Annotated in this window: 21 protein-coding genes; 18 read left to right on the top strand and 3 right to left on the bottom strand. The window is 42.3% G+C overall.

What is annotated here, in order from left to right; all coding sequences use genetic code 11:
• The first annotated feature begins 38 nt into the window (after window positions 1-38).
• The 5 genes from L2716_RS14515 (at window position 39) to L2716_RS14495 (ending at window position 3,899) form a co-directional block, all read left to right on the top strand.
• The gene (locus tag L2716_RS14515) at window positions 39-476 is read left to right on the top strand and encodes a YwiB family protein (RefSeq protein ID WP_236337534.1); all 438 of its coding nucleotides are present in this window, start codon (window positions 39-41) and stop codon (window positions 474-476) included.
• Window positions 473-2,143 carry an arginine--tRNA ligase gene (gene argS / locus L2716_RS14510; RefSeq protein ID WP_236337532.1) on the top strand — a complete coding sequence of 557 codons (1,671 nt, stop codon included), beginning with the start codon at window positions 473-475 and terminating at the stop codon, window positions 2,141-2,143. Before L2716_RS14515 ends, argS begins: the two co-directional genes overlap by 4 nt.
• 257 nt (window positions 2,144-2,400) lie before the next feature.
• Entirely contained in the window at window positions 2,401-2,574 is a 174-nt protein-coding gene (locus tag L2716_RS14505; RefSeq protein WP_236337530.1) for a XapX domain-containing protein, read from the top strand.
• Window positions 2,575-2,597: 23 nt separating this feature from the next.
• On the top strand, window positions 2,598-3,356 hold the full coding sequence (locus tag L2716_RS14500; RefSeq protein WP_236337890.1) for an alpha/beta fold hydrolase: 759 nt from the start codon (window positions 2,598-2,600) through the stop codon (window positions 3,354-3,356).
• Window positions 3,357-3,440: 84 nt separating this feature from the next.
• Window positions 3,441-3,899, top strand: a complete 459-nt coding sequence (locus L2716_RS14495; protein WP_236337528.1) for an RDD family protein — start codon at window positions 3,441-3,443, stop codon at window positions 3,897-3,899.
• Window positions 3,900-3,942: 43 nt separating this feature from the next.
• Here the strand turns inward: L2716_RS14495 and L2716_RS14490 are convergent, their stop codons facing one another.
• Together L2716_RS14490 and cls are read right to left on the bottom strand one after the other, a co-directional pair.
• On the bottom strand, window positions 3,943-4,716 hold the full coding sequence (locus L2716_RS14490; protein ID WP_236337518.1) for a class I SAM-dependent methyltransferase: 774 nt from the start codon (window positions 4,714-4,716) through the stop codon (window positions 3,943-3,945).
• 71 nt (window positions 4,717-4,787) lie between these two features.
• Complete coding sequence (cls, locus tag L2716_RS14485) at window positions 4,788-5,984, bottom strand: cardiolipin synthase (RefSeq protein ID WP_236337515.1); 1,197 nt, start codon at window positions 5,982-5,984, stop codon at window positions 4,788-4,790.
• A gap of 236 nt (window positions 5,985-6,220) precedes the next feature.
• On the opposite strand from cls, the gene L2716_RS14480 reads away from it, so the two are divergent.
• The 10 genes from L2716_RS14480 to pyrG all read left to right on the top strand — a co-directional run bounded on the left by L2716_RS14480 (window position 6,221) and on the right by pyrG (window position 21,603).
• Window positions 6,221-8,353, top strand: coding sequence for a (Fe-S)-binding protein (locus L2716_RS14480; RefSeq protein ID WP_236337514.1), 2,133 nt, complete (start codon window positions 6,221-6,223; stop codon window positions 8,351-8,353).
• A gap of 154 nt (window positions 8,354-8,507) precedes the next feature.
• Window positions 8,508-9,695 (top strand): acetyl-CoA C-acetyltransferase, encoded by a 1,188-nt coding sequence (locus tag L2716_RS14475; RefSeq protein WP_236337512.1) that lies wholly within the window; start codon window positions 8,508-8,510, stop codon window positions 9,693-9,695.
• A 21-nt stretch (window positions 9,696-9,716) separates the two neighbouring features.
• The gene (locus L2716_RS14470; RefSeq protein ID WP_236337510.1) at window positions 9,717-10,568 is read left to right on the top strand and encodes a 3-hydroxybutyryl-CoA dehydrogenase; all 852 of its coding nucleotides are present in this window, start codon (window positions 9,717-9,719) and stop codon (window positions 10,566-10,568) included.
• 32 nt (window positions 10,569-10,600) lie between these two features.
• Window positions 10,601-11,743 (top strand): acyl-CoA dehydrogenase, encoded by a 1,143-nt coding sequence (locus L2716_RS14465; RefSeq protein WP_236337508.1) that lies wholly within the window; start codon window positions 10,601-10,603, stop codon window positions 11,741-11,743.
• A 495-nt stretch (window positions 11,744-12,238) separates the two neighbouring features.
• A complete protein-coding gene (locus L2716_RS14460; protein WP_236337507.1) occupies window positions 12,239-13,381 on the top strand; it encodes an acyl-CoA dehydrogenase in 1,143 nt (380 codons plus the stop codon).
• A gap of 30 nt (window positions 13,382-13,411) precedes the next feature.
• Entirely contained in the window at window positions 13,412-14,374 is a 963-nt protein-coding gene (gene meaB, locus L2716_RS14455; RefSeq protein WP_236337505.1) for a methylmalonyl Co-A mutase-associated GTPase MeaB, read from the top strand.
• A gap of 2 nt (window positions 14,375-14,376) precedes the next feature.
• The gene (locus tag L2716_RS14450; RefSeq protein WP_236337503.1) at window positions 14,377-15,018 is read left to right on the top strand and encodes a TetR/AcrR family transcriptional regulator; all 642 of its coding nucleotides are present in this window, start codon (window positions 14,377-14,379) and stop codon (window positions 15,016-15,018) included.
• 245 nt (window positions 15,019-15,263) lie between these two features.
• Window positions 15,264-18,527 carry a fused isobutyryl-CoA mutase/GTPase IcmF gene (icmF, locus tag L2716_RS14445; RefSeq protein ID WP_236337501.1) on the top strand — a complete coding sequence of 1,088 codons (3,264 nt, stop codon included), beginning with the start codon at window positions 15,264-15,266 and terminating at the stop codon, window positions 18,525-18,527.
• Between the two features lie 437 nt (window positions 18,528-18,964).
• Window positions 18,965-19,483 (top strand): DNA-directed RNA polymerase subunit delta, encoded by a 519-nt coding sequence (gene rpoE / locus L2716_RS14440; RefSeq protein WP_236337500.1) that lies wholly within the window; start codon window positions 18,965-18,967, stop codon window positions 19,481-19,483.
• A gap of 515 nt (window positions 19,484-19,998) precedes the next feature.
• Window positions 19,999-21,603 (top strand): CTP synthase, encoded by a 1,605-nt coding sequence (gene pyrG, locus L2716_RS14435; protein WP_236337490.1) that lies wholly within the window; start codon window positions 19,999-20,001, stop codon window positions 21,601-21,603.
• 527 nt (window positions 21,604-22,130) lie between these two features.
• Here the strand turns inward: pyrG and L2716_RS14430 are convergent.
• A complete protein-coding gene (locus tag L2716_RS14430; RefSeq protein ID WP_236337488.1) occupies window positions 22,131-22,652 on the bottom strand; it encodes a DUF2529 family protein in 522 nt (173 codons plus the stop codon).
• A 169-nt stretch (window positions 22,653-22,821) separates the two neighbouring features.
• On the opposite strand from L2716_RS14430, the gene L2716_RS14425 reads away from it, so the two are divergent.
• The 3 genes from L2716_RS14425 (at window position 22,822) to fsa (ending at window position 25,375) form a co-directional block, all read left to right on the top strand.
• The gene (locus L2716_RS14425) at window positions 22,822-23,190 is read left to right on the top strand and encodes a response regulator (RefSeq protein WP_236337486.1); all 369 of its coding nucleotides are present in this window, start codon (window positions 22,822-22,824) and stop codon (window positions 23,188-23,190) included.
• A gap of 511 nt (window positions 23,191-23,701) precedes the next feature.
• Window positions 23,702-24,565, top strand: a complete 864-nt coding sequence (gene fba, locus L2716_RS14420) for a class II fructose-1,6-bisphosphate aldolase (RefSeq protein ID WP_236337484.1) — start codon at window positions 23,702-23,704, stop codon at window positions 24,563-24,565.
• A 165-nt stretch (window positions 24,566-24,730) separates the two neighbouring features.
• A complete protein-coding gene (gene fsa / locus L2716_RS14415) occupies window positions 24,731-25,375 on the top strand; it encodes a fructose-6-phosphate aldolase (RefSeq protein WP_236337482.1) in 645 nt (214 codons plus the stop codon).
• Window positions 25,376-25,576: the final 201 nt, after the last annotated feature.

The raw sequence follows: 25,576 nt of genomic DNA, 5'->3' as shown, positions 1-25,576 counted from the left end.
TATAATGTGTTAGTTAACGAATAGAAGGGGTGAACAGTGTGGATGCTAAATCGATTCCAGTAAAAGTATCGCTACATACAAAAGTAACGGACGCAGGTGAAACGGATCATACCGAGCTCCATTCGGATGGAACGCTTTTCGAAAAGTCTGACGCTGTATACCTCCGATACGATGAAGTAATGAATGAAAACGATAAAGTGCAAACGACGATAAAGATTAAGCAAGAAGATGTTACGATTATACGAAGTGGTGCTGTTTCCATGAAACAATGGTTTGCAGCGAATACTCTAAAAGAAGGTACATATGAAAGTCCGTATGGTCCGATTCAAATTGCGACAAAAACGGATTCGCTTGATTTCAATTGGCATGATGGAACAAGAGAAGGTAAGCTGACATTAAATTATCGTGTTCTCTTCCAAGGTGAAGAGGCTGGATATCATGAATTGATCATTAGGCTGAAAGGGGAAAAAGCATGACAATCGTTGAACAAGTGAAAGAATTATTAAGGCAAGAAATAGCAGATTCAGTTGTGAAAGCCGGTCTCGCATCAAAGGAAGAGTTACCAGAGGTGATCCTTGAGCTTCCGAAAAACAAAGACCATGGAGACTATGCGACGAACATGGCAATGCAGCTAGCTCGCATTGCGAAGAAAGCACCACGACAAATTGCAGAAGAAATGGTCGCGAGCTTTGACCAAACGAAAGCTTCCATTGAAAAAATCGAGATTGCTGGACCAGGATTTATTAATTTTTATTTAGATAATCAGTATCTAACAAAGCTGATCCCAGCGATCGTTGAAGCGGGAGAGGAATACGGTTCGACGAATACTGGAAACAACAAAAAGGTGCAAATCGAGTTCGTTTCAGCAAATCCGACTGGTAGTCTTCACTTAGGACATGCTCGAGGCGCTGCGGTTGGTGATACACTTTGTAATTTGCTAGATAAAGCAGGTTATGATGTTTCAAGAGAATATTATATTAACGATGCAGGGAATCAAATTCATAATTTAGCCCTTTCGCTTGAAGCGCGTTACTTAGAAGCATTAGGGAAAGAAGCTTCCATGCCGGAAGACGGATATTTCGGTAAAGATATTATCGGCTTCGCGAAAGAAATCGTTGAACAAGATGGCGATAAGTATGTCGGCTACAATCAAGAGGAACGCTTGCAATTTTTCCGTGAATTCGGTTTAAAGAAAGAGCTCGAGAAAATTCAATCAGATCTTGCAGAATTCAGAGTTAACTTTGACGAATACTACTCAGAGACTTCTCTATATACTTCAGGAAAAATTGACCGAGCGCTAGATATGCTCCGTGAAAAAGGTGTCACGTATGAAATGGACGGGGCAACGTGGTTTAGGACAACTGAATTCGGTGATGACAAAGACCGTGTCCTAATCAAAAATGACGGAACATACACGTACTTAACTCCAGACATTGCGTATCATTTTGATAAATTCCAACGTGGATTTGAAACGCTCATTAACGTATGGGGTGCGGATCACCATGGCTATATTCCGAGAATGAAAGCAGCAGTTGAAGCGATGGGATATGACCGTGATCAATTAGAAATTCAAATCATTCAGCTTGTCAGTCTGTTCCAAAATGGTGAAAGAGTGAAGATGAGTAAACGTACAGGTAAAGCTGTCACGCTCCGCGACCTGATGGATGAGGTTGGCGTTGATGCTATGCGTTATTTCTTTGCGATGCGTAGCTCAGATTCACACCTTGATTTTGATATGGACTTGGCCGTGTCACGTTCAAATGAGAATCCGGTTTATTACATTCAATACGCTCATGCGCGCGTATGTAGTATGCTTCGCCAAGGTGAGGAAAAAGGCTACACAGTTGACGGCGATGTGGACTTGTCTTATATAAAATCAGAAAAAGAATATGACCTGTTGAAGAAGCTAGGAGAATTTCCAGAAGCAGTTGACGATGCAGCTCTTACGCTTTCGACACATCGGATGACGAATTATCTGTTCGAACTCGCATCAGCGTTACACAGCTTCTATAACGCAGAGCGTGTACTTGATGATGAGCAACCAGAGCAAAGTAAAGCGAGATACGTATTGATGAAAGCTGTCCAACAAACGTTGGAAAACGGTACGAAACTCATCGGTGTATCAGCACCAGAGAAAATGTAATCTAACATATTTTAAGATGCTCTCTGTCATACTAGTGCAGAGAGCATTGTTTTTGACGAGAAGTTTATAAACAATCGAACAAGTGCGCAAGGAATGAGTCCTAATCCCCACATATATCGGTGAAAGAGCTCAAATAAGTTGTGAAAAGCGCTTAATCTCCACATATATCGGTAGATGAGCTCAAATAAGTGGTGATTCGTCCTAAAATCAATCAACGCTAGAACTTAATACAAACAAACATATGGAGGCATTACAAAATGAAAATTGCATTATTATCTATTTTTTCAGGTTTTATCGTAGGGGTCGTTTTCGCCCTCTTCAAACTACCAATACCAGCACCACCTGCGTTATCGGGGATTCTTGGAATCGTCGGCATTTACTTAGGGTATAAGTTTGTCATCTCCGTGCTACCTTATATTATGAACAGCTAAGGAGGTAGTCGTATTTGAGGACAATGACCGTTCAAAATCGTCAACTGAGCTATTTTGATAGTGGAGTAGGCACCCCGATCATTTTTTTGCATCCGCCTGGGCTCGGTAAAGAAGTTTTTCAGTATCAAGAGAAACTCTCCCAATCATACAGAATTATCCGTTATGATATGTGCGGTCATGGAGAAAGTGAAGGCACACTTCAACAGGTAACGATTGAACTTTTAGCAGAAGAACTCCTTCAATTAATGGACGAGCTACATATTGCTCAAGCTGTTATTTGTGGATATTCTGCTGGAGGTACGGTAGCGCAACATTTTACATTGACATACCCAGATCGGGTACTTGCCCTCGTTCTTAGCGGTGGTTTTCCCCATGTCACGAATCCTTGGTTAAAAGCAGAATTTCAAGCTGGAATGACTTTATTGAAATACAGTCCAAACCTTCTTGGAAAAATACTGGTGACAAGTCATGGAATCAAGCAGGAAGATCGTGACCTGTTGTGGAAAACGGTTAGTAGTACCAATCATCGAAATTGGCTTGATTTCTATCAAGCTTCCTATCATTACTCCTGCTCAGAATCCTTATCTGAAATCAATGCACCCGTTCTTGTCGTTTATGGACAATACGTGAAACATATTCGCACGTATCAAAAGGAATATGAAACGAAAGTGAAAAATGGAAAAGTTGCGATTGTACCTCATGCGTTTCATGAAATTCCAGTGAGGGAATGGCGCGCGTTTAACCAACTTGTCGATACATTTGTGAGCTCTAGCGTTAACTGACATCGAAATATTTGTCATTGTCCATGCATACAGTAGTTATAAACAAGCTATTGTTTGAGGGAGGAGAGGCTTTTGGGCGAAGGTATGAAACAGAACCGTCCCAATATTCAAGTGTACGCTACAATTTGGCAACGATTACTCGCATTGACAGTCGATCTCGTTGTGGTGACGGCTCCGCTTGCTGTCATTAGTTTTCTTGTGTTCGGTAACTGGAGAGGAGATTGGGTCACAATCGCAATTGAAGTATTATATTGGCTCGCCGTTCCAGTATTGACGCGAGGTTACACAATTGGAAAGTGGATGGCTGGCATTCGAATTGAAATGCGTAAAGGGAGTCCACCAGGGTATTTCTGTACGCTTCTACGTTATGGCGTAGTCCCGTTTTTTTACGTTGTCTCGTTTGGAGGGCTTTTACTCGTGAGTATCGGCATGATGGTTCTCCGTACGGATAGAAAATCATTACATGACCTAGTAGCCAATACCGTCGTAGTGAAAGGCAATTCACCAAAATACGTACCAAAGCAATCTCAAATCTCTGCATGAATATGAAGAAACGACAGCTCAAGGGCTGTCGTTTTCATTTCTTTTAATTAAACTTAACGGCTTTCGTTGCAAAAAAGCTATTGATGTATTGGTCGAGTACCATTTTACCGCCGAAGTTGTCCTCGTAAAATCCTGCAATCATAAATCCAGCGGAAATTTGACCTTGGATTAAATCTTCAAGTGTGTGACCAAATTGGAATGGAGCGTGATCATCCTTAAGTATTTCTAACTTCTCTTTAGATAAATTTTTCACATCTGAATAAGGGATCGAATGCTCAACTATTAAATTCCCCTGATCCATCTGATCCTCGCTAAAAATATACAGAAGCGGATTTGATGATCCGGAAAGTAGTGATCCTCCAGGCTTTAACACTCTGAATGCTTCCTTCCAAACCGGTAGAACATCCTCAATAAATACGTTCGAAACTGGGTGGATAATAAGATCGAAAGCGCAATCCTCAAATACAGAAAGGTCATCCATACTCCCTTGGACGGTTTGAATTTTGAGACCATCTCTCTCTGCTACGTACTGATCCTGAGCTAGTTGATTGTTAGATTGATCGAAAACTGTAACATTTGCGCCAGCAGCTGCTAATATCGGCCCTTGTTGACCACCACCAGATGCTAAGCAGAGCACATTTTTTCCTTTAAGGGATGGAAACCAGTTCTTTGGAATAGGTTTGGTCGGCGTCAAAACAATATCCCATTCTCCGTCTCGAGCTTTTTCAACCTCTTCAGCACTAACCGGAACAGTCCAACCATCACCTTTTTCGACTAATCGATCCCAAGCTTTTTCATTGTGCTTTTTCAAATCCATTATGAAACCCCTTTGTGTATAAAAACTTTAACTTATTGTACTACGCTTTAAACGCTAGTCCAATTGCTATCCTACAAAAATCGAGAAATCGTGTTGGCGAATAATCCTTTCGTTCGCTCTAAAAGTGACCGTTTCGTCAAATCTGGCAATGTCAATTGCTCGCTCTGTCTTAAATCAAAATCAACAACCTTTCGGATGCTTTCAATTAACTTTTCAGATGTAAATAAACAGTTGACCTCATTGTTTAAATAAAAGCTCCGTTTATCAAAGTTAGCCGTCCCGATATCGCAAAATCTTTTGTCGATCATGAACACTTTTGCATGGTAAAAACCAGGGTAGTAACGGTAAATCTCGGCACCTGCATGTAAGAGTGGCAGCAAAAATGGTATAGCTGCTTCTTTAACGAATGGGTGATCTGCTCTTAAAGGAATTAGGATTTGCACCTTTACACCGTTTTGACAAGCTGCTTTCAATGCTTGAGTAATCTTCCGTCCGGGAATAAAGTAGGGTGATCCGATAAAAATAGATTGCTTCGCTTCGCTAATTTTTTTTAGAAAGAAATCCTCGATATGCTCTCCGTTTGTAGCAAGCAAACCAAAATCGTCTGTACCCTGATCTTGAACCTCAGGAAATGAGAGTTCAACCGTCTGTTTCGTAGCTTGTTGTAGCTCCCAATGAATAAGTTTGTGAAAATGCGCAACCACCTTACCGTGTAAACGCAAGTGATAATCCCGCCAATGTCCGAATTTCGGATCTTTGCCTAGATATTCAACGCCAACATTGTATCCTCCGATATAGGCATAGTGCCCATCAATAACTGAAATTTTACGGTGGTTCCTTCTATTGAGCGAGTAAAAGAAAAATGGAAATTTCGGTTTCTCGATCTCATAGACCTGAACCCCGGATGTTCTTAAGTGTTCCACAACTTTCTTCGGTAGCTGATGACTGCCGACAGCATCTACAACTAGAAAAACGGTTACACCTTCTGAAGCTTTCTTCTTCAAAATTTGAAAGAGTTCCTGACCAATCGGATCGTCACGAACAATGTAAAATTGCACATAAATAAACGATTCAGCACGCTTTAAATCCTCAAACAATTGCTTAAAAAAAGTCGTTCCTTCAGAATAAAAATCCCAGTCTCCCTTTTCAGGAGGGAGCATCAACCGATTGGATGCGTTGATATGCGCTTTTCGACCTAAATAAAAGTCAACAACTGCCAAAATTGTTATGATCGCAAGACTTAAGAATATAATGAACAGAATATCCATGTAACCGCCCCTAATACAAGTAGTGACCTTACTATCCCCATTTCAAGCCAATTCTATGAAATATGACGAGGCAAATATTGTCCGAAAATCTAGAATTTTTTACAAAAATATCGTTGACTGAATGCTCATTCATAGGAATCTATGCTATAATGATGTCAGAAAATTAGTTTGATTTTGAATTGAGGTCCTAATTTAATTAATTCCGAATATGAAAAACTGAAGGGGGCTGACACGTCTTGGACGTACTATTAATCATTAATTGGCTTGCATTTCTTTTTGTAACCGCTTACGCACTTTATTTATTCGCATATGTCGTTAAAACGCGTTACGAATTTATCAAGCTCGGTAAGAAAGCTGAGTTTGACCATACGTTGAAGGAAAGGTTCCAATCGATCCTCGTCAACGTATTTGGACAGAAGAAATTATTGAAAGATAAGAAGAGTGGAATCATCCACGTCATGATGTTCTATGGATTCCTCATGGTTCAATTTGGCGCGATTGATATGATCTGGAAAGGTCTTTCGCCAGAATCACACCTTCCACTAGGACCTTTTTATCCTGGGTTCACGCTTTTCCAGGAATTTATTACTCTCATGATTCTCGTCGCTGTTATATGGGCGTTTTACCGTCGATATATTGAAAAGCTCGTCCGCTTGAAGAGAGGGTTTAAAGCAGGATTGGTGCTCATCTTCATTGGTGGATTGATGCTTTCTGTCCTTTTCGGAAATGGAATGGAAATTATCTGGCATGACCTTGAGTTGAGTTGGACTGCACCGGTTGCTAGTGCAATTGCCTTCTTATTTGGTTGGGTTGGAGAAACAGGAGCAGCGGTGTTGTTCTATGTATCTTGGTGGATTCACTTATTGATTTTGCTGACATTCCTTGTCTATGTTCCACAATCGAAGCACGCGCATTTGATTGCTGGTCCAATCAACGTATTCCTTGGTCGCACGCATAAAGTTGGAAGACTTGCTTCAATCGATTTTGAAGACGAATCACAAGAAACGTTCGGAGTCGGTAAAGTAGAGGAGTTTAACCAGAAGCAACTTGTTGATTTATATGCTTGTGTCGAATGTGGCCGTTGTACGAATGTTTGTCCGGCGACAGGAACTGGTAAGATGCTATCCCCTATGGACTTGATCGTGAAGATTCGTGATCACTTAACTGAAAAAGGTGCAGCGGTTACATCTCGCACACCTTGGGTTCCGGCTGTCGCTTTTGCAGATACAACGGGTAACCAGCTTGCTGCACAAAGCGTGGGTAGTCAAGAAACAGCAGCTGCAGTAGAGGAAGAGACGAAAGGCTTTGAATATACAATCGACTTGATTGGTGACGTCATTACAGAAGAAGAGATTTGGGCATGTACGACTTGCCGTAACTGTGAGGACCAATGTCCAGTCATGAACGAACACGTTGATAAGATTATCGACATGCGTCGTTATCTCGTATTAACGGAAGGAAAAATGGATGCGGATGGCCAACGTGCAATCCAAAACATCGAACGTCAAGGAAACCCTTGGGGTCTAAGCCGTAAAGAGCGCGAAGACTGGCGCGACGGGCACGACGATGTTCATATTCCAACAGTAAAAGAAGTAGAAAAAGCAGGAGAAGAGTTCGAGTATCTGTTCTGGGTAAGTTCAATGGGCTCTTACGATAACCGAAGCCAAAAGATTGCGTTGTCACTTGCACGCATGATGAATTCAGCTGGTATCAAGTTTGCAATTCTCGGTAACAAGGAGAAGAACTCAGGAGATACACCACGCCGAATCGGTAACGAGTTCTTGTTCCAAGAAATTGCAACAAAAAATATTGAGCTATTCCAAAAGCACAATGTGAAGAAAATCATAACGATTGACCCTCACGCTTATAACACGTTTAAAAATGAGTACCCTGATTTCGGTCTCGAAGATGTTGAGGTTCATCACCATACAGAGCTGTTAGCGGACTGGATTCGCGAAGGACGCTTGAAGCCTACACACGAAGTGAACGAAACGATCACGTATCATGATTCTTGTTACCTTGGTCGCTACAACGAAGTTTACGAACCGCCTCGTGAAATTTTGAAAGCGATTCCGGGCGTGAATGTCGTTGAAATGAACCGCAACCGTCAAAACGGAATGTGCTGTGGAGCAGGTGGCGGATTGATGTGGATGGAAGAAGATTCAGGTCACCGAGTGAATGTAGCGCGAACTGAACAAGCACTTGAAGTAGAACCGACGATGATCGGTAGTGGTTGTCCATACTGCCTCACAATGCTTAGTGATGGAACGAAAGCGAAAGAAGTAGATGAAAACGTCCAAACATTAGACGTTGTTGAAATCTTAGAAAAATCCGTACTTGGAAGTGAAGAACAACGAGTCGCTCAATAAATAAAACAAGTAAAAAAGATCAGCTCGGCTTTTACCGAGCTTGATCTGTTTCTATTTCCTGATTGAGCGTTCGCTCGTTAATATCTCAAGTAGAGTAAGCTCACGATGGAGTAGGTTTTATCTGATTTCAATTAACTAAAGGAGGAGAAGCAAAATGGGGAAGACAGTTATCGTTAGTGGCGTACGTACGCCGTTTGGAAAATTTGGTGGTGCCCTTAGCTCATTGACAGCGTCTCAATTAGGAGGAACTGCAATCAAGGAAGCGCTCGTCCGCGCTGGCATTGAACCAAAAGACGTCGACGAAGTCATCATGGGATGTGTGTTACAAGCAGGTCAAGGTCAAATTCCTTCTCGTCAAGCAGCAAACCATGCGGGTATCCCTTGGGAAGTGAAGACGGAAACGGTCAACAAAGTGTGTGCATCAGGCATGAGAAGTGTCACAATGGCTGATCAAATTATCCGTGCTGGTGACGAGGAAGTCATCGTCGCAGGTGGAATGGAATCGATGAGTAACGCACCTTACATGATGCCAAAAGCTCGTTGGGGCTTCAGAATGGGTGACGGTAAAGTTGTTGATTCAATGGTTTCAGACGGTTTGACGTGCTCCTTTAAAGGAGTACATATGGGTACTTACGGAAATTCGACAGCCAACGAATTTAATCTCTCGAGAGAAGAGCAAGATGAGTGGGCTTATCGCAGTCATCAACGTGCGGTAGCCGCTACGGATTCTGGAAAATTAACAGAAGAAATCATTTCAGTTGAAGTCCCTCAGCGTAAAGGTGACCCGGTTGTCGTTGATGCTGATGAAGCACCACGTAAAGATACGACAGCAGACGCACTTGGAAAATTGAAGCCGGTCTTCGGTCATGATGGCACAATTACTGCAGGAAACGCACCAGGCGTCAACGACGGAGCAGGAGCACTTGTCCTTATGTCTGAAGAACGTGCAAAGAAAGACGGCAAAGAAGTTATGGCTACGATTATTGGACACAAAGCAATTGCGTTGGAACCTGAAAACTTCCCTCAAACGCCAGGTGTGGTCATTAATGAATTGCTTAAGAAGACTGGAAAGACTCTCGCGGAAATTGATCTTTTTGAAGTAAACGAAGCGTTTGCAGCAGTAGCACTTGCAAGCTCGCAAATCGCAGATCTTGATCCGGAAAAAGTGAATGTGAACGGCGGTGCGGTTGCACTCGGTCATCCAATTGGAGCAAGTGGAGCGCGCATCATCATTACGCTCGTACACGAATTAAAACGTCGCGGTGGCGGAATTGGAATCGCAGCGATTTGTAGTGGTGGCGGTCAAGGTGACGCTGTAATGGTAGAAGTAGCGAAGCAATAATTCCTAGGAGGTTCAATATACATGCAAATCAAAAACGTAATGGTAGTTGGAGCAGGACAAATGGGAGCGGGAATCGCTCAAGTTTTTGCACAAGCGGAGTATAACGTAATTTTACATGACCTGAAGGAAGAATTCGTCCAAAAAGGGATGGATTACATCAGTAAAAACATGAATCGTCAAGTTGAAAAAGAACGGATGACACGGGAAGCAGCAGATGCGGTGATCGGTAGATTGAAGCCATCAACAGACCTCAATAATGCTGCAAATGTTGACTTAGTAGTCGAAGCGGTTGTTGAGAACCTTGATATAAAAGCTAAGCTGTTTACACACTTGGATGACATCGCGCCAGATCATGCCATTTTAGCGACCAATACATCTTCATTACCCATTACTGAAATCGCGGCAGCAACTAACCGTCCAGAACGCGTAATTGGTATGCACTTCATGAATCCAGTACCTGTCATGAAGCTCGTTGAAATTATCCGAGGTCTTGCAACGACTGATGAAATTTATCAATTGATTGAAGAAACGACGAAAACGCTTAAGAAAACACCAGTTGAAGTGAACGACTTTCCAGGATTCGTTTCAAATCGCATCTTAATGCCAATGATCAACGAAGCCATTTACACGGTTTATGAGGGTGTTGCTGAACCGGAAGCGATTGACGAAGTAATGAAGCTTGGGATGAATCATCCAATGGGACCGTTGACGCTTGCTGATTTTATAGGATTAGATACTTGTCTATTCATTATGGAAACGCTACATGAAGGTTTCGGAGATGACAAATACCGCCCATGCCCATTATTACGTAAGTACGTGAAAGCAGGATGGCTCGGTAAGAAAGCTGGAAGAGGATTTTACCAATACAACTAGATCGTCGATTATCGACTGACAGGGGGATGAACATGAATCTTCGTTTTACAGAAGAACAAGAGATGATGAGAAAAATGGTCCGTGATTTTGCGGAAGCTGAGATCCGACCGATTGTGGAGAATATGGATGAAACCGATGAGTTTCCAAGAGAAGTAATTGATAAGATGGGTGAGCTTGGACTGATGGGTATCCCGATTCCTGAGGAGTATGGTGGTGCGGGTATGGATTTCACTTCCTATATCATCGCGATCAATGAGCTATCGAGAGTCAGTGCGACGATTGGCGTCATCTTATCTGTCCATACTTCTGTCGGGACTAATCCAATCTATTATTTTGGGACGGAAGAACAGAAAAAGAAGTATGTTACAAAGCTTGCAAGTGGAGAGTACCTCGGTGCATTCGGTTTAACAGAACCAGGTGCAGGATCAGATGCAGGCGGCTTGAAGACGAAAGCAGTGCGAAAAGGAGATCATTACATTTTAAATGGTTCAAAGGTGTTCATTACGAATGCTGGAGAAGCAGATGTGTATATCGTTTTCGCTTCGACTAATCCTGAAGAAGGTAGTCGTGGGATTACCGCATTCATCGTCGATAAAAATACGCCAGGATTTGAAGTTGGAAAGAAAGAGAAGAAGATGGGTCTGAACGGATCAAATACGAGTGAGCTTATTTTTGAAGATGCGAAAGTGCCTGTCGAGAACCGACTTGGAGAAGAAGGCATGGGCTTCAAAATTGCGATGTCTAATCTGGATGCTGGTCGAATCGGGATTGCTGCACAAGCGCTCGGTATTGCACAAGCAGCGCTCGAATACTCGTCGGGTTATGCGAAAGAACGCCAGCAATTCGGTAAGCCAATCGGACTACAGCAAGGAATTGGATTCAAGCTTGCGGACATGGGTACAGAAGTTGAGGCGGCTAAGCTATTAACGTTTAAAGCAGCGAACTTGAAGTCGACTGGAAAGCCGTGCGGCAAGGATGCATCGATGGCGAAGCTGTTCGCTTCATCTATTGCAACGAAATCAGCTATTGAAGCCGTGCAGGTGCATGGCGGATACGGCTACACGAAGGAATACCCAGTAGAACGACTGTTCAGAGACGCGAAAGTCTGTGAAATCTACGAAGGAACAAGCGAAATCCAGCGGTTGGTGATCAGCAAGCATTTGATGAACAACTAACTTCCACAGGATGTGGTGACTTCGACGTTCAACACAGGACGTGTTGGCACTTAGTCGAAGATCCTATTTATGATGATAAACGGCGAATTTCCGACACACAGGACGTGTTAGTACTGCCGTTGTCACAGGACGTGACGTTATTAGGCAGTGATTGTTACTCGGTTTTTATAAGTCCTCACGTATTTTTAATACGCTTCGGAATATAAAAACCTTCGTGCCTCGAACTTCTTGTTTCTAATCCGTTGGCACATCTAACTTTATCTAGATAATCTTCCGTTTTCTAGATAATCTGTGATTTTTCTAGATAGTTCGTGATTTTTCTAGATAATCGCAGTTTTCCTCTTAAAAAGGATCTGCAAAGACTAAACCTACTTTAAAAAAGGTGGAAAAATGGTTGTTTCAAACGCATCGAAGCAGCTTTTATCCATTTTTCGTTCAATATTGAGTGATTTATAGCCAAATAGCAAACCCAAAGGGAAAAAAGGAGAGAACAGCATGCAATTTCAACTAACAGAAGAGCATGAAATGATTAGAAAGATGGTTCGTGATTTTGCCAAGAATGAAGTGGAACCGACAGCTGCTGAGCGAGATGAAGAGGAGCGTTTCGATCGCGGACTTTTCGATCAAATGGCTGAGCTCGGTCTTACAGGAATTCCATGGCCAGAGGAGTACGGTGGAATTGGCGCGGACTACTTAAGTTACGTAATCGCAGTTGAAGAGCTGTCGAGAGTATGTGCTTCAACAGGTGTTACTTTATCTGCTCACACATCACTTGCAGGGTGGCCGGTTTACAAGTTCGGTAACGAGGAACAAAAGCAAAAATTCCTTCGTCCGATGGCAGAAGGAACGAAGATGGGTGCATACGGACTGACTGAACCAGGATCAGGTTCAGATGCTGCGAAAATGAAGACAACTGCGGTTCGTGATGGAAACGATTACATCATCAACGGTTCGAAAATCTTTATCACAAACGCTGGAGACGCTGAAATTTATGTTGTTTTTGCCGTAACAGACCGCGAGAGCAAGCATAAAGGAATTAGTGCATTTATCGTAGAAAAAGGCACGCCAGGATTCTCATTCGGGAAGAAGGAAAAGAAGCTAGGAATCCGCTCATCCCCAACGCTTGAAATCATTTTCGAAGATTGCCGCGTGCCTGCAGAGAACCGACTAGGTGAAGAAGGCGAAGGGTTTAAAATCGCGATGCAAACACTAGACGGTGGTCGTAACGGAATCGCTGCTCAAGCAGTTGGAATTGCACAAGGTGCGCTTGATGTTTCAGTAGCTTACGCGAAGGAGCGTCAACAATTCGGTAAACCGATCGGCTTGCAACAAGGAATTGGATTTAAACTAGCAGATATGGCGACAAAAGTGGAAGCTTCAAGACTATTAACTTACCAAGCTGCATGGCGTGAAAGTGAAGGGCTATCGTACGGCAAGGAATCAGCGATGTCTAAACTATTTGCTGGAGATACAGCTATGGAAGTGACAACAGAAGCGGTCCAAGTATTCGGTGGATACGGTTATACAAAGGATTACCCAGTAGAGCGTTACATGCGTGATGCGAAAATCACTCAAATCTACGAGGGAACACAAGAAATTCAACGACTCGTCATCTCAAGAATGCTTTTGGCAGATTAATAGCGAAACGCTGTACAGGGAGGACCTAAGATGCACGATCTCGCAAAGAAATTGATCGATAAGGATATGAGAGCGCTCGCCCGTGGCATCAGCTATCTTGAAAATGACCACGACGATAAGCTGGACATTTTAAAAGATGTACATGACCAAGGAAAAGGCGCTCACATCATCGGAATTACGGGTTCTCCTGGTGCAGGGAAGAGCTCACTCGTTAACCGGTTCATTCAGTATCTCCGCTCAAAAAAACTCACAGTCGGAATCGTAGCAGTCGATCCAACCAGTCCTTTTAGCGGAGGAGCCTTGTTAGGTGACAGGGTACGGATGGCGGAACACTTCACCGATCCTGGTGTCTATATCCGAAGCATGGGGACCCGTGGAAGCTTAGGTGGACTTGCAAGGACGACGAAGGAAGCGATTCGTCTCATGGATGCTTACGGATTCGATGTCATCCTTGTCGAGACGGTTGGCGTCGGTCAGTCTGAGCTCGACATTATGAAGGTTGCGGATACGACAGCAGTCGTTTTGAATCCTGGAAGCGGAGACGTCGTTCAAGTTTTTAAAGCAGGGATCATGGAAATCGCAGACTTATTCATCATTAATAAAGCGGATCTTCCTGGTGTCTCTAAACTGATGACCGAAATTGAAGGGATGCTCGATCTTGTCAAACATGATGCGCCGTGGCGACCGCCGATTGCTCAGACAATTTCGACTCAAAATAAAGGCTTAGCAGAATTATGGTCGCTAGTTGAAAAGCACCGAAGCTATCTCGTTGAGAGTGGAGAAGGCGAGCGGAAGAAGACGAGAATTTTACAAGAAGAAGTATTAGAAGTCGTTCACTACGAACTGATGAAAAAGATAGAAGAACAGAACCAGCACGGGAGCTGGAGAGAACAGATCGAACGGAGAGAAATCGATCCTTACACTGCTGCTTCAAGCATCTTGTTGGAGTTTAGCGAGGATCGGAATGACGAATCAACTACGAAAGAGGGATGAGGTTGGGAAGAAAACAAGTACCTTCATTAGTAAAAGATGAAAAACTCATTCAAAAGCGTAGAGAAGAAATGGTGAAAGCGGCGGTCATCCTTTTTAAAGATAAAGGGTTCCACCGAACGACAACAAGAGAAATCGCTAAGGCAGCAGGATTCAGCATCGGTACGCTTTATGAATACATTCGCACGAAGGAAGATGTGCTTTATCTCGTTTGTGACTCGATTTATGATGAGGTACGCTCAAGGCTTCAAAGTGAAATTGTCATGGATCAGCCAGGCATTAACAGGCTCAAAGAAGCCATTGCTGCGTATTTTAAAGTAATGGATGAAATGCAGGACGAAGTGCTCGTCATGTATCAAGAAGCGAAATCACTGTCAGACGAGGCGCTTCCTTACGTATTGAGAAAAGAAATCGAAATGACAAGCATGTTTGAAAAACTCATTCAGCGTTCAGTTGATGCGGGTAACCTGAACTTAACAGAAAAAGAAGTGAACTTACTCGCGCACAACATCATGCTACAAGGCCAAATGTGGACATTCAGACGCTGGATTTTGCAAAAAGAACATACATTAGAAAGCTACACACAATTCCAAATTCAAATACTCTTGAACGGAATTGCATACGACCAACCAACAAACCAGGTGTAGTTTAACTTTTCATAGAAAAGGCATTTTCTAAATGATCGTTGCTTTTAGATGATTATTTCATTAAGTGAGTTGTTGAAATAAACGAGACTCCTACGGGAACAGCGGCCAAATCGAGACCCCGCAGAGAGAGTGAAACGATCTCGAGGAGGCTTGATGGTCGCCCGTGGAAAGCGAAGTGTATTTCAACTGCGAAGGGTAATTAACTTACTAACTATTTTTTTAACATAGAAAGGAGCAATCCGAACATGGAAACGGAAATTTACAAGCCGAAAAATCATGTAAGGTTCATAACGGCAGCAAGTTTATTCGATGGTCATGATGCGTCAATTAACATCATGAGAAGAATTATCCAAGCTTGTGGTGCTGAAGTCATCCATTTAGGACATAACCGTTCTGTTGATGAAGTCGTCCAAGCGGCGATTCAGGAGGATGTGCAAGGTATTGCCGTGTCATCCTACCAAGGTGGACATGTCGAATACTTCAAGTACATGGTAGACCTTTTAAATGAATATGGTGCATCCCACATCCGCGTATACGGAGGCGGAGGGGGCGTCATCATCCCGAAAGAAATCAAGGAGCTTCATGATTACGGAGTTGCTCGCATTTTCTCCCCAGAAGATGGACGCACGCTTGGTCTGCAAGGCATGATCAACCAGATGGTGAAGGATTGTGACTTCCCTACTTTCACAGAATTGAAGGATGAGCTTGAGCACCTTCCAGCGAAAGATCCGAAGTCTGTCGCTCGTCTGATTACAGTTGCTGAGAACTTCGGTAAAGTGAAAAAGGAAGAAATGGCCGCAACGGCTGAACAAGCGATTACACAAATGAAAGAAACAACAAATAAAGTGCCAGTGCTCGGTATTACAGGTACAGGTGGAGCCGGTAAAAGCTCCTTGACTGATGAGCTCGTACGCCGTTATTTGAACGAATTTGATGATAAAACGATTGCAATCATCTCGGTCGATCCGACGAAACAAAAGACAGGTGGAGCGCTTCTCGGAGACAGAATCCGTATGAACGCGATCCATTCACCACGCGTGTATATGCGAAGTCTCGCAACTCGCGGATCAAAGACAGAACTATCAGGCGCAATAAGCGATGCACTTTCTGTCGTCAAAGCTGCAGGCTATGACCTGATCATTGTTGAAACGAGCGGAATCGGGCAAGGTAACGCTGAAATCGTTGAAATCTCAGACCTCTCTATGTACGTAATGACAAGTGAGTTCGGTGCACCTTCCCAATTAGAAAAAATCGATATGATCGATTTTGCTGATCTGATTGCGATTAACAAGTTCGACCGAAAAGGTTCTGAGGATGCGTTACGTGAAGTGCGTAAAGCCTATCAACGCAGCCGTATGCTTTTTGATCAAGATCTTGAGAAAATGCCGGTATTTGGAACCATTGCAAGTCAGTTTAACGACCAAGGAACGAACATCCTTTTCAACGCATTAGTTGATGTCATCAATGATAAATTCGACCTTGGATGGACGACTTCTTTAAGCAGTGAAGGTAAGGTTGAAAAGTTAAATATGATCATTCCTCCTGAACGAGTTGGATACATGAATGAAATTGTACAAACGGTTCGGGGTTACCATGAATACGTTTCAGAACAATCGGAAACAGCACGTAAGCTTTTCCAAATCGAGGGGACACTTGAAGCGATTGAAGAGACGAACGCTGACGGTGACATCACAATCAAAACGATTAATGACGTAAAAAGTAAGTATGAAAAGAAAGTGCACCCTGAGGTTAAAGAAATTTTAGACGGATGGGACACATTGAAGGAACAATACAGCAAAGATGAATTCGTAACGAAGATCCGTGATAAAGAAATCGTGACGGAACTGAAGACACGCAGTTTATCCGGACTTGATATTCCGAAAGTTGCTTTACCTAAGTTTAAAGACTGGGGCGAAATCGTTCGCTGGTCGATGCTTGAAAATGTGCCAGGGCGTTTTCCGTTCACAGCTGGCGTGTTCCCGTTCAAACGTAAAGGGGAAGATCCGAAGCGTCAATTTGCTGGGGAAGGTACACCGGAACGTACGAACCGCAGATTCCACTATCTTTCAAAGGATGATGATGCGAAACGTCTTTCTACAGCGTTTGATTCCGTAACACTTTACGGTGAAGATCCAGACCATCGTCCCGACATTTACGGGAAGGTTGGAGAGAGTGGCGTAAGCATTTGTACGCTTAATGACATGAAGAAGCTTTATTCTGGATTTGATCTGACGTCACCTACAACATCAGTATCGATGACGATCAACGGACCAGCACCGATCATTCTTGCGATGTATATGAATACAGCAATCGATCAGCAGCTTGCCCGTTTTGAAGAAGAAAATGGCCGCAAGCCTAATGAAGATGAAGCAGCAGACATTAAAGCGAATACGATGGCTGTCGTTCGTGGTACCGTTCAGGCAGACATTTTGAAAGAAGACCAAGGTCAAAACACGTGTATTTTCTCTACTGAATTTGCACTTCGCCTAATGGGAGATATTCAAGAATATTTTATCGACAATAAAGTTCGAAATTATTACTCTGTGTCTATTTCTGGCTACCATATTGCTGAAGCGGGCGCGAATCCGATCACACAGCTTGCGCTGACACTGGCAAACGGCTTCACGTACGTAGAGTACTATTTGAGCCGAGGAATGGATATTGATACGTTTGCACCAAACTTATCGTTCTTCTTCAGTAACGGACTTGACCCTGAATACACAGTAATCGGTCGCGTAGCTCGAAGAATTTGGGCAACGGTAATGAAGAATAAATATAAAGCAAATGAGCGAAGCCAGAAGCTGAAGTACCATATTCAAACGTCTGGACGTTCATTACACGCGCAGGAAATTGATTTTAACGATATCCGTACGACGCTACAAGCGTTGATGGCGATTTACGATAACTGTAACTCACTTCATACGAACTCTTATGACGAAGCGATTACGACGCCAACGGAGGAATCTGTACGCCGTGCAATGGCCATTCAGATGATCATTACGAAAGAGCTTGGTCTTGCGAAAAATGAAAACTCTCAACAAGGATCATTCATCGTCGAAGAGTTAACGGACTTGGTTGAGGATGCTGTCTTGAAGGAATTCGAACGCATCAATTCACGTGGCGGTGTCCTTGGCGCGATGGAAACGCAGTACCAACGCGGTAAGATCCAAGAAGAGTCCATGTATTATGAAATGAAAAAGCACGACGGTTCATTACCGATTATCGGCGTGAACACATATCTAAATCCTAATCCAGCTTCTGAGGAAGATTTCGATATGCAGCTCGCTCGTGCGACAAAAGAAGAGAAAGAACAACAAATTAAACACCTTCGTGAATTCCAAGCACAACATGAAGATACGACAACAGAAGCGTTACAGCGTTTAAAACAGACTGCACTATCCGGTGGAAACCTGTTTGAAGAGCTTATGACCACTGTACGTCATGCAAGTCTAGGGCAAATCACCCGCGCACTTTATGAAGTAGGCGGAAAATACCGAAGAAACATGTAAATGAAACACTCTGGAGGCTGACCTATGTCAGCCTTCATTTTTTGAAATGATAAAAATTTGGTGGTACAAAATGAGAAACAACTATGCTTAAATTAAAATAACAATGTTGATGAAAGAAGAAATTCACGACACTCCAGCGGGAACAGCGGACCAGGCGAGACCCCGCAGGGAGGTCTTTTAGCGAGGAGGCTCGCGGTTCGCCCGCGGAAAGGGAGTGAATTTCGAAGATATCAACAACCGAATATTTTTTAGCTAATTTGAAAAAATTATGCACAGCTATAGCATATCTTAAGAGAATTTGTTTATAATGGATGGTATGATTACGTTAAATATGTGTTTTTGAGCTATTGTTTGTGCTCTCGAACGCTTTATTGTATAGGCAACCAAATTGGTTGTTTCACGATATCGATTCATAAGTAGAAAGGACGTGCCTTTAGATGCTCGATACGTATTCTAAGGAAGAATTGAAAGAAGTTTCTATGATTGAGATCGCATTTCATATTTTACAAGAAAATAAGAAACCGACGCCATTCACTGAATTGGTAAGTCAGGTTGCGAAAATGCGTAACATGAGTTCAGCTGAACAAAAACAACGAATCGCTCAATTTTACACGGATATCAATGTTGATGGACGTTTCGTATGTATGGGTGATAATCAGTGGGGTCTTAAAGTCTGGTACCCTGTTGAAACAAGTGATGAAGAACTTGCATCAACCATCAAACCAAAGAAGAAAAAGTCGAAAAAGAAATCAAAAGCTAAACTTGCTGAAGAAGAGGAAGATTTCGAAGACTTCGAGGAAGATTTAGAAGACGATTTCGATGATCTTGAAGATGACTTTGACGATGAGGAATTGGAAGACGATTTCGACGATGACGATGAGGATGACGATCTGGACGATGACGACACAGATATACCAGATGACGAAGACGTTGATGATGAAGAGGAAGAAAAATAATAGACCTTGACTTTTATATGTTAAGAGGATAAAATCGTTTTTGGGCTTTACTTATAGTCTTAAAATGTACGAAATCAAATATACAATACTCACAGAACAAAAGCGCCCCCAAACGGGATACGTGTCGCTTTTGTTCTTTTTTATTTTTTGACTCAGTTTTAGATTAGAATTGATTGCAGCGATGGGTACGAGACTCCTCGAAAATGAAATTCGCATTTTCTTCGTGCGATGGAACGCTGCCGAAGTGTTCCTTGTCCTGCGGGAAAAGCGGGTCAGGGGAGACTCCATTTCAGCATTGAGGATGTTTGACTAAGAACTAAGTACATCCTCTACAAGTCAGGAGGCTCCCGAACCGCCCGCGGAAAGCGAGTACCCTATAGCGAGATTCAATAAGGTCTAAATAACGGAGCCAACTTTTAAGCCACCCTCACTATTAATACGCCATAATTTCGGCATACTGTTAAGGGACAGAAAAATATCAACACAAAAATTACGGAACTCAAGGGGGAAGCAACGTGTCAAAAAAGTATATCTTCGTAACTGGTGGAGTAGTATCTTCCTTAGGTAAAGGAATCACAGCAGCATCACTCGGACGACTATTGAAAAACCGTGGCGTAAAGGTGACGATCCAAAAGTTCGACCCATACATTAACGTCGATCCAGGAACGATGAGCCCATACCAACACGGTGAAGTTTTCGTTACCGGTGACGGTGCAGAAACCGACCTAGACTTAGGTCACTACGAACGGTTTATCGATATTGACCTTAATAAATATAGCAACGTTACGACAGGTAAAATCTATTCTACAGTTCTAAAAAAAGAACGACGCGGAGATTACCTCGGAGGAACAGTTCAAGTAATTCCTCACATAACAAATGAAATTAAAGAAAGAGTGTTCCGCGCTGGACGTGAAACGAACGCAGATGTTGTCATCACTGAAATCGGCGGAACGGTCGGAGATATCGAAAGCCTTCCATACCTTGAAGCAATTCGCCAAATTAAGAGTGATATCGGCGTGGAAAATGTCATGTACATTCACTGTACGCTCGTTCCGTACATTAAAGCTGCAGGGGAAATGAAAACAAAACCGACTCAGCATAGTGTGAAGGAATTACGTAGTCTTGGCATACAGCCAAATGTCATTGTGGTGCGTAATGAAATGCCACTTCCACAAGAAATGAAAGACAAGATCGCATTATTCTGTGACATCAATCCTGATTCAGTAATTGAAGCAATGGATGCTGAAACACTTTATAAGGTGCCACTCGCTTTACAAGATCAAAACCTTGACAAAATTGTATGTAATCATTTGAAGCTCAATTGTCAGGAAGCGGATATGACTGAGTGGAAAGAGCTTGTTAATCGCGTTACTAATTTGAAAAATAAAACGAAAATTGCGCTTGTAGGTAAATACGTTTCTCTACCAGATGCTTATATTTCTGTTGTTGAATCTCTTCGCCACGCAGGTTACGAATTCGACACAGACATTGAAATCGACTGGGTGAACTCTGAAAATGTTACCGATGAAAATGTTACAGAAATTCTAGGTGATGCAGACGGGATTTTAATTCCTGGAGGTTTTGGAGACAGAGGTATTGAAGGTAAAATTTCTGCGATCCGCTATGCTCGGGAAAATAAAGTGCCGATGCTCGGAATTTGCCTTGGTATGCAGCTAGCATCCGTAGAATTTGCACGAAACGTACTTGGTCATAAGGATGCGCACTCAGCTGAAATTGACCCAGCAACGACTCATCCGATCATTGACTTACTACCTGAGCAAAAAGACGTTGAAGATCTTGGAGGTACGCTGCGATTAGGAATCTACCCATGTAAGCTGAAACAGGACACGCACGCATATGCAGCTTATAACGAAGAAGTTGTTTATGAGCGTCACCGTCACCGTTTCGAATTCAACAATGAATTCCGTGAAGAAATGGAAAAAGCAGGATTCTTGTTCTCTGGGACAAGCCCGGATGGCCGTCTTGTCGAAATTATTGAGCTAGAAGATCACCCGTGGTTTGTAGCATCACAGTTCCACCCAGAATTTATCTCTAGACCAACAAGACCACAACCATTGTTCCGTGATTTTGTAAACGCAGCAACGAATTTACAGAAATAATACGATAAATGAAGCTGATCGGAAATTTTCGATCAGCTTTTTCTTTATGTGAAAAACGTTTATCGTGCAAAACTCGGAATTTATCGTGCAAAACTCGGAATTTATCGATCAAAACTCGGGATTTATCGATCAAAACTCCGATTTTATCGATCAAAACTCGATATTTATCGATCATTGCATATTATGGACACCAAAACAGGCTATGCACATTTCGGCGCTGGTTCCGAAATGCACATAACCTGAGAAGGTCCTTACGATCCACTTATGTACGTGGTCCCGACTACAGTCTTGACGAAGTATCAAAACGGGTCATCTTCTGTAAAATTAATCTTTATCAGAGTTTGGAGAAGGGGTAGGTAGACTCTGAATCATTTTGAGGGGTTATAGGAGGACTGTAGTGGGTTAAGGCGGAAAAGAGTGACTTTTGTCACGCTTTAATCTAAGATTCTCCATCTTTTTACATAAATCCTTCTAACATATTAAAAAAAACCAAAAAATTTAACAATATTAAAATTACCCAGTAGAGCTTATCTTTCGATTTCGTATTCTTCAAGCATTTCCGAGACAGTGAAGAACAGTGCGTAGTACACATATAGGGCACACATGAAAGGCGGATAACCAACCCGTTTGCCTTCATCATCAGGAACGAGTCCATAAATTATTTTCATATCTATATGAAATTCTTCATTTTTTGAAGGTTGATCTTCTTCAACAGCTCCGATTGTTAAAACGGACGTGCCACATGAGTGCGTAGCCTCGACTAGTCGTTGCAATCTTTCATCATCAGCCGTCCTTGCAAAAATGAGCAAGCAATCTTCTGGCTCGAGCTCTACTTTTTCGTGATAACGTTGAATGGATGGTAATTTTTCATTACTATTCATTATGACGCCTGCGATTGCGTCCATTTCGTCGAACCCTTTAATATAGATTGTACCGTCGCCTATAATCGTCTGGGCGAGCAATCTACCACAATCCTCTATACGATCCTCTTCTTGTTCTTGTATTTTACGGAACACACCGAACAATTGGGTTGTAAAAATTTTCAACATTTCGATCACCTCCAAATTAGTATAACGTGTCGGCAGAAAACAATAAAACGTGAGATGAAATGGTAGATTTTGACGATAAAGCAGGAGTTATGAAATGTAAAGCGAAATATGTAAAGAGATAATAGTACTAGGGGTACAACAACAAAGAAAACTAGGGTGTGATAATGGAATGAAAGGTAAAATTCTTATTGTAGATGACCAATACGGAATAAGAATCCTTCTTAATGAAATCTTTAAAAAAGAAGGGTACAAAACATTTCAAGCTGCCAATGGCGTTCAAGCTCTTTCAATAGTAAAAAATGAACAGCCTGACCTGCTGATCCTTGATATGAAAATTCCAGGTATGGATGGTTTGGAGATTTTGCGAAGAGTGAAGAAAATTGATCAAGAAGTAGGGGTCATTATTATGACGGCTTACGGTGAACTTGATATGATTCACGAAGCGATGGAATTAGGTGCCATCACACACTTTGCAAAACCTTTTGATATTGATGAAATTCGCGAAGTCGTTAAGAATAATTTACCAATTCGCTCATAATTGGATGAAAGTTCGCAGATAATAGGGGTTGATTCCAAATAAAAAGGCTAACTTCTCACATACTCTGATTAAGATATCGAGTATGAGGAATCAGCGTTTCATGGAATCACCTTTATTTTTGTATGTAATGAAACGTATGTGCTAAGCTCCTAGGATCACTTTAGACCTCTTACGGCGGCAACGGCCTCCTCATGAGACTTCCAGTGACCATCAGAGCTAGAATGGACGATTCCGCTTTTTTTGATGTCTAGCTGCATCGCCTAGGTGCTCGAGGTCGCTTCGATTCCTCTTACAACACTAAAAGCGTGTTATTACGAGGAACCTCCAGCGCTCCACGCACCTGTGCAAGGCGATTCCGCTTTTCTTGCGTACGGATTGCGGATTCTAGTCAAAATTGATATGCTATAATTGTTTTTATTGTACGAAAAGCGTCTTTAATAAGAATGGCGAAATGCTCGTCAATCTTAGAATGAATATATGGGCAAAAGCCCGCACAAGGAGGAAATTGTCAATGCCTTTAGTTTCAATGAAGGAAATGCTCGAAAAAGCCAAGGCGGAAAATTACGCAGTTGGTCAATATAACTTGAATAACATGGAATTTACACAAGCGATTCTTCAAGCTGCAGAAGAAGAGAAGTCACCATTAATCTGTGGTGTATCTGAAGGTGCTGCACGCTATATGGGTGGATTCAAGACAGTGGTAAACCTTGTTGAGTCTCTAATGGAAGAGTACAACGTTACTGTCCCAGTTGCGATTCACTTAGACCACGGTTCAAGCTTTGAGAAGTGTGTGCAAGCGATCAATGCTGGTTTCACTTCTGTTATGATCGATGGCTCTCATTATCCACTAGAAGAGAACATTGCGCTTACGAAAAAAGTTGTAGAAGTTGCTCACGCTGTTGGCGTATCAGTTGAAGCCGAGCTTGGACGTATTGGTGGACAAGAAGATGATGTAATCGTTGACGATGCTGAAGCAGCTTATGCGATTCCATCTGAGTGTGACCAATTGATTCGTGAAACGGGTGTTGATTGCTTTGCTCCTGCACTAGGATCTGTACACGGACCGTATAAAGGTGAACCAAATCTAGGTTTCGATCGTATGCAGGAAATCAGTGAATTGACTGGTGTACCACTTGTCCTTCACGGTGGAACAGGTATCCCTACAAAGGATGTTAAGAAAGCCATTACTTTTGGACATGCAAAGATAAACGTCAACACTGAAAGCCAAATTTCAGCTTCTAAAGCTGTAAGAGAAGTACTTGCTGAAAAGCCTGAACTTTACGACCCACGTAAATACTTAGGGCCTGCACGCGAAGCCATTAAAGAAACAGTTAAAGGTAAAATGCGTGAATTTGGTTCTTCAAACAAAGCGTAATCATTAATAATAAGGTGTTAAAGGAAACCGTACTATCGGTTTCCTTTGCACTTCATATTAACAACGAAACTAACTTTCGCAGCATATTCCCCTCCTAATACCAGAAAACCCACTAATATTTACAAATACAAACGAACGTTTTAAAACATAAGGAGTGTAGACCAAATGAAATTTTTTATTGATACAGCAAATATAGATGAAATTCGTGAAGCTCATGAGCTTGGTATTTTAGGCGGTGTAACAACGAACCCTTCATTAGTAGCGAAGGAAGGTGTTGATTTTCATGAGCGCTTACGTGAAATTACATCACTCGTATCTGAATCGGTCAGTGCAGAAGTCATTGGATTGAAGTACGAAGAAATGATCGAAGAAGGTAAAGAGCTTGCAGCAATTGCTCCTAACATCACGGTTAAAGTGCCAATGACGAAAGACGGATTAAAGGCAGTAAAGACATTCACTGAGCTTGGCATCAAAACAAATGTGACGCTTATTTTCTCAGCGAACCAAGCATTGTTAGCGGCTCGTGCAGGTGCTACATACGTATCACCATTCCTTGGACGACTTGATGACATTGGGCAAGATGGCCTTTCGTTGATTTCTGAAATCGCAGAAATTTTCAATGTACATCGTATTAAATCACAAATCATTGCTGCATCAATCCGTAACCCGATTCACGTAACGGAAGCAGCACTTCGTGGTGCGCACATTGCGACGATTCCATCGAAAGTTCTAACTCAATTAATGAACCATCCTTTAACAGACCAAGGAATTGAAAAGTTCTTGGCCGATTGGAACAAGAGTCAGAAATAAAATTAGATATTTATCTAATTCCTTGCTTTATTAGACGAAGCTTGATTGAAGCGGAATTTACGACAGAGGAAATTTCGTAAAATCAACATTCAAAAATGACAGAGTCTAATTTTAAGGAAAAAATTGGATGAAATCTTTAGATTTGCTTACACTAACTTTAGACGTGTGATAACTTCTTGAATTTGTTAATGAAGAAGGGAG

Origin of the sequence: Pseudalkalibacillus berkeleyi (genome assembly GCF_021608225.1) — a bacterium.
Classification (GTDB): Bacteria; Bacillota; Bacilli; order Bacillales; family Fictibacillaceae; genus Pseudalkalibacillus; species Pseudalkalibacillus berkeleyi.
This window is presented reverse-complemented; position numbering and strand designations above follow the sequence as displayed.

Excerpts from the sequence above, each read along its gene's own strand:
- argS (WP_236337532.1), top strand. The coding sequence starts at position 473 with ATGACAATCGTTGAACAAGTGAAAGAATTATTAAGGCAAGAAATAGCA.
- L2716_RS14505 (WP_236337530.1), top strand. The coding sequence starts at position 2,401 with ATGAAAATTGCATTATTATCTATTTTTTCAGGTTTTATCGTAGGGGTC.
- L2716_RS14500 (WP_236337890.1), top strand. The coding sequence starts at position 2,598 with ATGACCGTTCAAAATCGTCAACTGAGCTATTTTGATAGTGGAGTAGGC.
- L2716_RS14495 (WP_236337528.1), top strand. The coding sequence starts at position 3,441 with ATGAAACAGAACCGTCCCAATATTCAAGTGTACGCTACAATTTGGCAA.
- L2716_RS14490 (WP_236337518.1), bottom strand. The coding sequence starts at position 4,716 with ATGGATTTGAAAAAGCACAATGAAAAAGCTTGGGATCGATTAGTCGAA.
- cls (WP_236337515.1), bottom strand. The coding sequence starts at position 5,984 with ATGGATATTCTGTTCATTATATTCTTAAGTCTTGCGATCATAACAATT.
- L2716_RS14475 (WP_236337512.1), top strand. The coding sequence starts at position 8,508 with ATGGGGAAGACAGTTATCGTTAGTGGCGTACGTACGCCGTTTGGAAAA.
- L2716_RS14470 (WP_236337510.1), top strand. The coding sequence starts at position 9,717 with ATGCAAATCAAAAACGTAATGGTAGTTGGAGCAGGACAAATGGGAGCG.
- L2716_RS14465 (WP_236337508.1), top strand. The coding sequence starts at position 10,601 with ATGAATCTTCGTTTTACAGAAGAACAAGAGATGATGAGAAAAATGGTC.
- L2716_RS14460 (WP_236337507.1), top strand. The coding sequence starts at position 12,239 with ATGCAATTTCAACTAACAGAAGAGCATGAAATGATTAGAAAGATGGTT.
- meaB (WP_236337505.1), top strand. The coding sequence starts at position 13,412 with ATGCACGATCTCGCAAAGAAATTGATCGATAAGGATATGAGAGCGCTC.
- icmF (WP_236337501.1), top strand. The coding sequence starts at position 15,264 with ATGGAAACGGAAATTTACAAGCCGAAAAATCATGTAAGGTTCATAACG.
- rpoE (WP_236337500.1), top strand. The coding sequence starts at position 18,965 with ATGCTCGATACGTATTCTAAGGAAGAATTGAAAGAAGTTTCTATGATT.
- L2716_RS14430 (WP_236337488.1), bottom strand. The coding sequence starts at position 22,652 with ATGTTGAAAATTTTTACAACCCAATTGTTCGGTGTGTTCCGTAAAATA.
- L2716_RS14425 (WP_236337486.1), top strand. The coding sequence starts at position 22,822 with ATGAAAGGTAAAATTCTTATTGTAGATGACCAATACGGAATAAGAATC.
- fba (WP_236337484.1), top strand. The coding sequence starts at position 23,702 with ATGCCTTTAGTTTCAATGAAGGAAATGCTCGAAAAAGCCAAGGCGGAA.
- fsa (WP_236337482.1), top strand. The coding sequence starts at position 24,731 with ATGAAATTTTTTATTGATACAGCAAATATAGATGAAATTCGTGAAGCT.